General features: G+C 68.4%; 12 protein-coding genes and 1 pseudogene. 7 read left to right on the top strand and 6 right to left on the bottom strand.

Annotated features, from left to right (window positions below; translation table 11 throughout):
- Positions 1 to 316: 316 nt before the first annotated feature.
- Positions 317 to 1,291, bottom strand: a complete 975-nt coding sequence (locus ACIBJF_RS50265; RefSeq protein ID WP_399184594.1) for a helix-turn-helix domain-containing protein — start codon at positions 1,289 to 1,291, stop codon at positions 317 to 319.
- 201 nt (positions 1,292 to 1,492) lie between these two features.
- Between ACIBJF_RS50265 and ACIBJF_RS50260 the strand changes: the two are divergent.
- The 3 genes and pseudogenes from ACIBJF_RS50260 to ACIBJF_RS50250 form a co-directional block, all read left to right on the top strand.
- A pseudogene (locus ACIBJF_RS50260) lies at positions 1,493 to 2,044 on the top strand (tetratricopeptide repeat protein); the annotation flags it as partial.
- 1 nt (position 2,045) lies between these two features.
- The gene (locus tag ACIBJF_RS50255) at positions 2,046 to 2,582 is read left to right on the top strand and encodes an NUDIX domain-containing protein (protein WP_399184593.1); all 537 of its coding nucleotides are present in this window, start codon (positions 2,046 to 2,048) and stop codon (positions 2,580 to 2,582) included.
- Positions 2,579 to 3,040, top strand: coding sequence for a hypothetical protein (locus ACIBJF_RS50250; protein WP_399184592.1), 462 nt, complete (start codon positions 2,579 to 2,581; stop codon positions 3,038 to 3,040). Before ACIBJF_RS50255 ends, ACIBJF_RS50250 begins: the two co-directional genes overlap by 4 nt.
- Before the next feature lie 18 nt (positions 3,041 to 3,058).
- Here ACIBJF_RS50250 and ACIBJF_RS50245 read toward each other — a convergent pair whose 3' ends face one another.
- Positions 3,059 to 3,601, bottom strand: coding sequence for a hypothetical protein (locus ACIBJF_RS50245; protein ID WP_399184591.1), 543 nt, complete (start codon positions 3,599 to 3,601; stop codon positions 3,059 to 3,061).
- A gap of 95 nt (positions 3,602 to 3,696) precedes the next feature.
- Between ACIBJF_RS50245 and ACIBJF_RS50240 the strand changes: the two genes are divergently transcribed.
- Complete coding sequence (locus ACIBJF_RS50240) at positions 3,697 to 4,053, top strand: hypothetical protein (RefSeq protein WP_399184590.1); 357 nt, start codon at positions 3,697 to 3,699, stop codon at positions 4,051 to 4,053.
- A 66-nt stretch (positions 4,054 to 4,119) separates the two neighbouring features.
- Positions 4,120 to 4,656, top strand: a complete 537-nt coding sequence (locus tag ACIBJF_RS50235) for a CbrC family protein (RefSeq protein WP_399184589.1) — start codon at positions 4,120 to 4,122, stop codon at positions 4,654 to 4,656.
- A gap of 20 nt (positions 4,657 to 4,676) precedes the next feature.
- Here the strand turns inward: ACIBJF_RS50235 and ACIBJF_RS50230 are convergent, their stop codons facing one another.
- From ACIBJF_RS50230 to ACIBJF_RS50220, 3 genes are read right to left on the bottom strand one after another with little or no spacing between them, the layout of a single operon-like run.
- Positions 4,677 to 5,309: a DUF6000 family protein gene (locus tag ACIBJF_RS50230; protein WP_399184588.1), complete on the bottom strand. Its 633-nt coding sequence runs from the start codon at positions 5,307 to 5,309 to the stop codon at positions 4,677 to 4,679.
- Positions 5,310 to 5,314: 5 nt separating this feature from the next.
- A complete protein-coding gene (locus tag ACIBJF_RS50225; RefSeq protein ID WP_399184587.1) occupies positions 5,315 to 6,046 on the bottom strand; it encodes a HEAT repeat domain-containing protein in 732 nt (243 codons plus the stop codon).
- On the bottom strand, positions 6,043 to 6,429 hold the full coding sequence (locus tag ACIBJF_RS50220) for a CPCC family cysteine-rich protein (RefSeq protein ID WP_399184586.1): 387 nt from the start codon (positions 6,427 to 6,429) through the stop codon (positions 6,043 to 6,045). Before ACIBJF_RS50220 ends, ACIBJF_RS50225 begins: the two co-directional genes overlap by 4 nt.
- A gap of 117 nt (positions 6,430 to 6,546) precedes the next feature.
- On the opposite strand from ACIBJF_RS50220, the gene ACIBJF_RS50215 reads away from it, so the two are divergent.
- Complete coding sequence (locus ACIBJF_RS50215) at positions 6,547 to 7,104, top strand: hypothetical protein (RefSeq protein ID WP_399184585.1); 558 nt, start codon at positions 6,547 to 6,549, stop codon at positions 7,102 to 7,104.
- On the opposite strand, the gene ACIBJF_RS50210 is transcribed toward ACIBJF_RS50215, so the two are convergent.
- The gene (locus tag ACIBJF_RS50210; protein ID WP_399184584.1) at positions 7,073 to 7,708 is read right to left on the bottom strand and encodes a TetR/AcrR family transcriptional regulator; all 636 of its coding nucleotides are present in this window, start codon (positions 7,706 to 7,708) and stop codon (positions 7,073 to 7,075) included. The two genes, ACIBJF_RS50215 and ACIBJF_RS50210, sit on opposite strands and share 32 nt — an antisense overlap.
- 137 nt (positions 7,709 to 7,845) lie before the next feature.
- On the opposite strand from ACIBJF_RS50210, the gene ACIBJF_RS50205 reads away from it, so the two are divergent.
- Positions 7,846 to 8,784: VOC family protein (locus ACIBJF_RS50205; protein WP_399184583.1), on the top strand; the 939-nt coding region annotated here is incomplete at its 3' end.

The raw sequence follows: 8,784 nt of genomic DNA, 5'->3' as shown, positions 1-8,784 counted from the left end.
TCCCGCCAGAAGGCCGAAACCCGCCACCGCGGGCCCCGGCCGCCCGAAGGGCACCACCCGGCCTCCCCGTCTGCGCTACCCGGTCGGGAAGAGGAGGACCGCCCCCACCAGCAAGGACAACCGGCTCCAACCCACATCAGCGGCGGAGAGCACTACGACAACTAAATGATCTTCACCGGTTTAAAGTCAAGCTGATACCTCAACACCAATTCAACAGACCACACTCTGGGCAGGGGCGGGTGGGCGCCGGTGCCCGAGGGTGCACCGGCGCCCACGGTCGTTCGGCCCCCGCTGTAGGGGAAAGCGCCCGGGGGGATCAGATCCAGCCGCGGCGAACGGCCTGTGCACCCGCCTGGAACCGGCTCGTCGCCCCGAGGCGGGCGGTAAGGTCGGCGATTCGCCGACGCAACGTGCGTTCGCTCAGGCCAACTTGGCGCGCTATGGTCTCGTCCTTCAGCCCGGCATGAAGCAGATGGATCAGATTGCGGTCGCTTTCGCTGAGCTCAGGATGGGCTTCCGTCTGCCGGGCCTCGCTGCCGAAAACCGGGGTGGCCTGCTGCCAGCTCGCCTCGAAGAGGTCGACGAGGGCGTCGCACAGCGGTGACCGGTGGACCAGGGCGGCCGTGGTGCGCAGGCCGTCGGCGCCTGCGGTGAGCGGAACCAGGGCATCGCGGCGGTCGAAGACCAGCAGCTTCAACGGCACATGGGGCAACACCCGGGCCTGCTCTCCGAGCGACACGAGGTGCTGGAGCAGTTCCGCGCGCTCGGGGACGGCCAGTACCTGGCTCGAATAGACAGCCCGCGCCCGCACGCCACGGGCCAGCAGGTCCTCCTCGAACTGCAACGCACTTGCGTCACCCGACAGATAGGGCGGGGTGTCGAAGCACAGTACCTCGTGCTCGGCGCCCGCCATCAGCTCGGTCAGCCAGTCGTTGATCGCTGTCGGCCCCTCGATGATCTCCACCAGCCGACTCGGGTCGGAGCTCAGTTTGCGCTCATTGAACTCGGCGCCGTAGGCGTCCAGCGCGGCCTCCGCGCGCTCCAGTTCCAGACGGCGCGCACGGATCAGGGCGGCCAGACCGATCCGCGGATCCAGCGGGGCGTAGCGGGTGGGCCGGCTCGCCGAGGGCACCGCGAGGCCCGCTGCGACCAGGTCGTCCAGCATGCGACGGGCCTGTGCGGTGCTGCAGGACTGGTGCCTGGCCAGCTCCGTCGCGGTCACCGGCGGAGAAGCCAACAAGTGGCGATAGGTGCGCTCAGTCGGATCGTCCAGACCCAGGGACTCCAGCACCGGCTCGCCTCCCTCCTGTGTTCGGCCGAGGCGGAGAGTGGCCGCCCCCGGCTGCTGACCGGTAGCGGCCAGTCGTACGTCACCCGGGGGGACGTGTGCGCTGGAACAGTACTGCCATCCCCTGCAGGGCGGTTCACCAGCGCATCCGTCGACGCAGCCGCTCTTCCTCCAGACGAGACATCCGAAAGGTGCGTGATCAGTTGCGTCGACCTCGTCGAAGGCGCCCTACGCACGGGTCTCGGCCATGTCGACGGCCAGACCGAGGCTCTCCTCCACATCACCCACGCCCGCGCCTACGCCGCCACCGACGAGAACCCGTCGGCCGCACGCGCCCTGCTCGCCGCCGAGGACGCCCTCCTACGGGACGACGGCCCCCAGCCCAGCTACTCCCGTGTGAGCGGCCCCGCCGCCGGCACCGTGGCCAGCCACACCGCCCGCACCCTGACCGACCTCGCCGACCACATCGGCACCGAGCAGCAGCACCGCGACGCCCTCACCCGCTGGGACCCCGAGAAGTACAAGCGCGTCCACGCCCTCACCCACGCAGACCTCGGCGACAGCCTCGCCGCCCAGGCCCGCGCCGACGAGGCCGTCGCCGCCTGGACCCAGGCCCTGGTCCTCATGGAAGGCATGACCTCCGACCGAACCCGCAAGGCGATCACCTCGATCCGCTCCACCCTCGCGGTCTACCAGCGCCGCCGCGTTCCCGGCGCCGCCGATCTCGCCCGCCGCGCCCGCGAGGCCCTCGCCTAACATGCCCAACAACCCGCCCGACGAAGGGAACACCGTGGCCCAGCAGACTAACGACCAGCCGAAGGCCCTCAAGCCGGCGCTCGAATCGATGACCCTGCTGGTCGCCGCCGTCATCGTCCACGACAAGGCCACCAACCGCGTCGTCCTCCTCCAGCGCAGCGAGAACGCCAAGTTCGCCCAGGGCCTGTGGGACCTCCCCGTCGGCAAGAGCGAACCGGGCGAACCCATCACCGAAACTGCAGTGCGTGAGCTCTACGAGGAGACGGGCCTCACCGTGAAGCCCGAATCCCTCAAGATCGCCCACATCATCCACGGCGCCTGGGGAGTCGAAGCCCCCAACGGCTTCCTTACCGTCGTCTTCGCCGCCCACGACTGGACCGGCGAACCCGAAAACCGCGAACCCCGCAAGCACTCCCAGGTCCGCTGGATCGACGCCGACGCCATCCCCGAGGCGTTCGTGGATACCACGGCCAGCGCCCTCCACCACTACCTGAATCACGGTTCGGAAGTCTCGCTGGACGGCTGGTCGGCAGCGTGAGCATCACGCTGCTCCACCTCATACCCAAGGACCCGCTCTTCTCGCCTGTGTTGGCTGCGAGCGAGGCTGCGCAGGCCCGGCTACAACAACTGGTTCCTGAGGCGTTGGGCGGTTACGACGTTTGGGACATCCCCGGCACAGCCTTCATTGATCCCGGGGAGAACTGGTGTGGTGTTCGGTGCCCCGTATGCGGCTCCGACATCGAAGACTGGTGGGGCAACGCGATGGACACTGCAGCCCTTCCGGACGGCTATTTCGCTGCACTTGCCGTGACGATGCCCTGTTGCTCTGCCCAGACGGACTTGAACGCCCTCGACTACGTCTGGGCTGCGGGTTTCGCCAGGTACAGCCTCGTAACCACAGATCCAGAATGCGAGCTGCCACTACCACCAGCCAGCATCCAGGCGCTGGAGGACCTCCTGGGCACGGACCTGCGACAGGTCATCGCCCGGTACTGACGTCAAGCGCTGGTTTCGCTATGCAGGGCCGCTCGGAAACAGAATCTCGTACGGCAGGTGATCGTCGTCCAGTACGCGCGGCACGTAGTCCGGGGCCGTGCGTGCAGCCACAGCCAGCAGGCGAGCGGCAGCCTCCTCCTCGGAGATGGAGGCAAGCCCGAGGGTGTGCAGAAGGCGGTCGCGCTCGGCGTCGAAGTCCGGGTGGTCGGCCCGAAGGTCCGAGTCAAGCTCGCTGATCGCGAAGCCCTTTGCCAGGTCGCGCCAGAAGGGCAGTACGGCGATGAGCGTGACTGCCTCGACGAGGTCGGCGCCGATCAATGTGGCCTGGCCCTCGGAATCGGCGTACAGGACGGGCCTCTCGTCGACCCCGGCTTCCCCGCACAGGAAGTACGTGCCGCCAGCGCCGCATCCGGCTATCGGGTGTAGGGGGATTCCGGTGGGAAGGGCAAGGTCCTCAATGGGGTCCCGGCGCTCGACGTCGAAGTCGCCAGGCCAGGCGAGCGCGGCAGCAAGGGAAGGCTCCTGCTCGATCCGAAGGAGTAGATCGTCTGGTGCGGGCATGGGTGGAACGTAACAGTGCCCTCGGACATCTGGTGCGGCTGGCATGCCGATTGACGCTGAAGGGTGCTGTCAGTGGGGCATGGCACAGTTCGGCCATGAGCTACGACTTGGCGGTGTGGGAAGGCGGCAAGCCGGCTGACGATGTGATCGCGGGGGAGGTCCTCACCCAGCTGTACGAGCGATACATCGACACGGAGGAAGAGTTTCCACCGTCACCGCGTATCGCGGAGTACGTTGCTGGGCTCTTGGCGCGATGGGTGGATCTCACGGAGGACGAGGAGGACACCTCCCCCTGGTCGACGGGGCCGTTGATCGGCGAGGCGTCCGGGCCGTTCATCTACTTCCCGATGCGGTACAGCATGGCCGAGGAGGCTTCGGCCTACGCCGCCGATCTCGCGGCATCGATGGGGCTCGTTTGCTATGACCCGCAGGCTCGGCTGCTGCGGCCGTGACCGCCTTCGGACCGAGGACGGGTGCAGTTCGGCACGACCTTCCTGCGCGCAGGTAGCGTGGCCGGCATGTCCGAGGAGTTGCCCGGTTTTCCCTACCACCCCGACCCCTTGGCGACCGGGGCGGTCGTTGCATCCAGCACGACGTGCCTCTGCTGCGGGAGGGCGCGGGGGTTCATCTACACGGGCCCGGTGTACGCGGTCGAGAAACTTTCCAGCCTGCTGTGCCCATGGTGCATCGCGGATGGCAGCGCGGCTGCGAAGTACGACGCACACTTCATCGGTGACCCGGTCAGGGACGATGTCCCGCTTGAGGTCGTGCTGTCCGTCGATGCGTGTACGCCGGGCTTCTCCTCCTGGCAGGACCCGCGGTGGTTCTTTCACTGCGGTGACGGCGCGGCGTTCATGGGGGCGGTGGGGGCGGCCGAGCTGGTCGCGTTCCCGGATGCCCGGGAGGAACTGCGCAGCGAGGCCGGCGCGTGGGGGTGGTCTGCTGAGGCAGTGGAGAGCTATCTGGGTGCTCTGGACAAGGACAGTCAGCCCACCGGCTACCTCTTCATGTGCCGCACGTGCGGCCGGTACATGGCGTACGCGGACTTCACGTAGCCGCGGTCAGGCGGCTGCGGCTACGGCCGGGTCCAGCCGTTAGCGAAGTCGCAGTGGAGGTCCGTCCAGCGGTGACGCTCGACGGGGGTGTAGGCGGGGTGGTCGCGGAGGTGGGCCAGGGCATTGACCCAGTGGTTCCAGAGACCGTCAGGCTGGGTGAAGCGGTCCGCATGGTGGGTGCCGAGGAGGGCGTCGAGGCGGAGGAGGGCGCCGAGGGCTGCGGGCTGGTCGTAGCGGAGGTCGGTGCGGGGGAGGTAATGGTCGAGGTAGGCGGTGAGGATCTCGGCGTCCGCGTGGGTGCCGAAGCGGGCCAGGGCGAAGCAGTAGGCGCTGCCGGAGAAGCAGAACTCGCTGGCCAGGAGCAGGTCGCCGATGCGTTCGCGGAACGTGGCGCGTCGGCCTACGCCGATCAGCCAGGCGGCGGTGAGGCGTGAACGCCACTCGTAGCCGAGGAGAGCCTCCAGCTCGGCATCGTTGATCGTGGCTGCGTCGTCGATGAGGCGACGGGCGAAGCGTTCGGCGTGTGGCCACCCGGGCCGCAGGGCGCGACCGCTCTTCAGTTCGCGGTAGCGCGGGTGGTCTGAGTCCTTCCTCGTCACGTAGCGCTCGATCACGTAGCCGTAGCCGATCTCCTCGGGGTGCTGGAACGGCACAGGTTTCACCTCTCCGGGTACAGGTCGGTACGGTCGATCCAGGTGGGGGCGACGAAGATGTTGTCGCCGGCGGGGGCTTCGGAGGCTTCCAGCAGAGACCAGGTGCGGGACTCTTCGACCAGGTGCTCCCAGGGCGCGGTCCAGTCGAGTTCCCAGTCCAGGCCAGTGCCGGAGACGCCGTAGGTGCGGCCGGCGTCCACGCGCCAGAACTGGGAGTAGAGGATCACCTGGGCGTGGTCGGCGAGGTCGTTGATGATCTCGGTGAAGTGGGCCGAGGGCCAGCCGGGGGCATCGTCCGCAGCGGTGGCACGTAGATGCGCGGTGAGTGGTGGGACGACAGGGGTGCGGGCGCCGAGTTCGGTCAGCGCCCAGCGGATGCCGACGGACTCGGTCCAGTCCGGTGGAGTCGCCCGTTCCAGGCAGGCGCGGTAGGCGCGGCGCAGGGGCTCGATGGCGCCGTCGATCTCCAGGCTCGCCAGGGCCATGGCCGCCCATTCGCGGACGGTCGGGTTGTCGCTGTCCAGCAGGCCGATGAGAGCGGGGCCGCAACGGGGATCGCCCACCTCCTCGAAGACCTCGATGGCGGTCAGCTGGCCGAAGCCGCCGAGGGAAGGCAGGCCGTTGATGACGGTGGGTATGGCGTCGGCGCCGATCCAGATCAGCTCCGCGCGGGCGTCGTAGGACTCGTCGGCCTTGCCGTCGAGCTGCTGGACGAGTGTCTCGATGTGGGAGGTCATGACGCGGAGTGGTTCCGGCGCCAGAAGGTGGGCAGCCACCAGCAGAGCACCGAGTGGTCGTCGGGCCACGGGGCGCGGTCCTCGGCCGCCCAGTCCTCGAAGGAGTCCCGTGCCAGATCGATGGGGCGCCAGGCGGGGTCGAGCGGCTCGTCCTCGGCCGGCGGGCGGACGAACCGGCGGCCGTGCTCGTCGCAGGCGCAGAAGTCCTGGTAGTTGCGCTGGGCCTCGATCAGGGAGACCTTGTTCGCCCCGCCGCCCATGGTCGGCCAGCGGAACTGGACGCCGTCGTCTTCCCAGAAGCAGACGGGGCAGATCTCGTACGAGCCGGGCATCGCGTCCAGCACGCGGTGTCCGCAGCACGGGCAGGGGTAGGAGTCGCTCACCTGCGCAGTCTCGTTGCAGGTTCCGCCGGTGTGCCATGGATTTCTCTGCCTCGGGACTTCCGACCAGTCCGCAGCCAGCCCGCAGGACACCCGTAAACGGCTGCCGGGAGCCAACGCGTGCCAACGATGAAATCCCAGGTTAGAGGCACGCAGGAGGCTCCGCCGCAGGTCAGGATCTGGCTTCAGACATTCCTCTTCGACTCCACCCGAGCGGTCGCCGACATGGTGTTCACCGGAGTTCTTGAGGGGGATCCCCGTATCCGGTGGATCGTCACCCGCTGCGGCGGCGCCCTGCCGTTGCTCGCCGACCGCACGGAGCTCTTCCGCAAGGCCTCCGACAGCGGTGCCCACAACGGTCCCACGCTCCAGGAACAGCGGCGTTTGTGGTTCGACATGGCCGGAACCCCGTTCCCGCACCAGGTCCCGGCCCTCGTCCGGGCGTTCGGTAGCGACCGGCTGCTGTACAGGAGCGACTACTGCTGGACCCTGGCCGCCGCGCAGATCGCCTCAGTGGACGCCGCGGAGCAGCCAGGCGGCACCACCTGGCGGCGAATCACCGACAAGAACGCCGCCAAGCTCCTTCCGGGACTACGCCCGCGTATGACAAACAAGGGTTCCCGAAGACGTAGTGCCTGCTCAGCCGTCAGTCGAGGTCCGGCAGCGGGCGCCGGGTGACCTCACGGGCGTCGTCCGCGGGGACGCCGAGCATACGCAAGACCATTTCGGCCAGGTCTGAGGCGGCCTCGTCGCCGTCGAGGTCGGGGCGGGCCAGCCGGAGCGCCACGAGGGACATGAGGGTGCCGCCCACGGCTGACAGTGCGGTGGTCGCGTTGGCGCAGTCGAAGCGACCCGAGGCGATGCCGATCTCCAGGTCGCGCTGCGCTCGCGGCGCCAGACCGCGGTCGGAGTGGATGTATGCCAGACCGCGATCACGCAGGATCCGCGTGAGCTCGGGGTGGGAGTCGGCCATCCTGGCGGTGAGCCGGAATCCGGCGGCGACCAGCTCGGCCGGATCGTCGATCCCTTCCACTCGCTCGTCGATGAGCTGTCCGAACTCCTCCAGGGCGTCCGTCACCGCGGCGTCGAACAGCTCCGTCTTGGACTCGAAGTGGTTGTAGAAGGAGCCGAAACCCACGTCCGCGCGCTCGGCGATGGCCTGGATACTGGCGCTGGTGTCCCCGGTCTCCGCCAGGATCTGCCGCGCCGCCCGGACGAGCGCGTGACGGGTTTCGGCGCGGCGGCGCTCGAAGCGGTTCTTGGGCGGGGCTGAGGTCGGCATGCGGCGAGTGTAACAACCGTTGCGATGGGTGTGCCATTACTGATGAGATCCTCAATCTTTCGGCTTCAACCTATTGACGATGAGGTTCGGCAAAGCTGATGATTTCCTCATTACAGCAGTGTTGCTTGGAGGACACCATGTCCCACACCTCCGTTAACAAGGCGGTTCCGCCGACACCTCACGAAGACCTCCACAGCGAGCAGGGGGCTCTTCGCGGCGAACATCCCGGCCGGTCCCAGAACCCCGTGATCAAGGCGGCGGACCTGGCCTGGCTGGAGTTCGAAAAGCCGGACCTGGACCGGGCCGAGGTCTTCGCGCGCGACTTCGGGTTCGCGATCGCCGCACGCACCGAGGAGGCACTCTGGCTGCGCGGCACCTTCGCGGGCCCACCCTGCATGGTCATCCGGCGTGGGCATGCATCCCGCTTCGTCGGGCCGGCGTTCCGCGCGGCCGAGCGGACCGACCTCGACCGGCTGGCCGCAGCCACCGGCAATACCGTCCGGGACATCAACGTCCCTGGCGGAGGGAAGTCGGTCTCGCTGCTCGACCCCTCTGGCCTACCGGTCCGCGTCGTGTACTGCGGCGAGCAGCTGCCCGCGCTGCCCGAGCAGGAGCCGCTGATCCTGAACTTCGGCACGGACCACCGTCGTACGAACGCCACCCAGCGGCCCCCGCGCGAGCCGTCGCGCATTCAACGCCTCGGTCATGTGGTGCTGGAGACAAGGTCGTTCATTCGCACCCTGGACTGGTACCTGGACACCCTCGGCCTGATCGTGTCCGACTTCCTGTTCCTCGACGGGCAGCGCGGGCGCGGGCCGACCATGGCATTCATCCGCTGTGACCAGGGCAGCCTCCCGGTCGACCACCACACACTCGCCCTGCACCTGGGGCCCGGCACCGGATACGTCCACTCCGCCTACCAGGTCACCGACCTCGACTCGATCGCCGCCGGCGGGGAGTACCTCGCCGAGCGCGGATACAAGCGCAGCTGGGGCATCGGCCGGCACATCCAGGGCAGCCAGCTCTTCGACTACTGGCGCGACCCCGACCACTTCATGCTGGAGCACTTCGCCGAC

This window comes from Streptomyces sp. NPDC050743 (assembly GCF_044456925.1).
In the GTDB taxonomy this organism is placed as follows: Bacteria; Actinomycetota; Actinomycetes; order Streptomycetales; family Streptomycetaceae; genus Streptomyces.
This window is presented reverse-complemented; position numbering and strand designations above follow the sequence as displayed.

Coding starts and splice junctions, on each gene's coding strand:
- ACIBJF_RS50255 (WP_399184593.1), top strand. CDS start 2,046: ATGCCCAACAACCCGCCCGACGAAGGGAACACCGTGGCCCAGCAGACT.
- ACIBJF_RS50210 (WP_399184584.1), bottom strand. CDS start 7,708: ATGCCGACCTCAGCCCCGCCCAAGAACCGCTTCGAGCGCCGCCGCGCC.
- ACIBJF_RS50235 (WP_399184589.1), top strand. CDS start 4,120: ATGTCCGAGGAGTTGCCCGGTTTTCCCTACCACCCCGACCCCTTGGCG.
- ACIBJF_RS50240 (WP_399184590.1), top strand. CDS start 3,697: ATGAGCTACGACTTGGCGGTGTGGGAAGGCGGCAAGCCGGCTGACGAT.
- ACIBJF_RS50225 (WP_399184587.1), bottom strand. CDS start 6,046: ATGACCTCCCACATCGAGACACTCGTCCAGCAGCTCGACGGCAAGGCC.
- ACIBJF_RS50245 (WP_399184591.1), bottom strand. CDS start 3,601: ATGCCCGCACCAGACGATCTACTCCTTCGGATCGAGCAGGAGCCTTCC.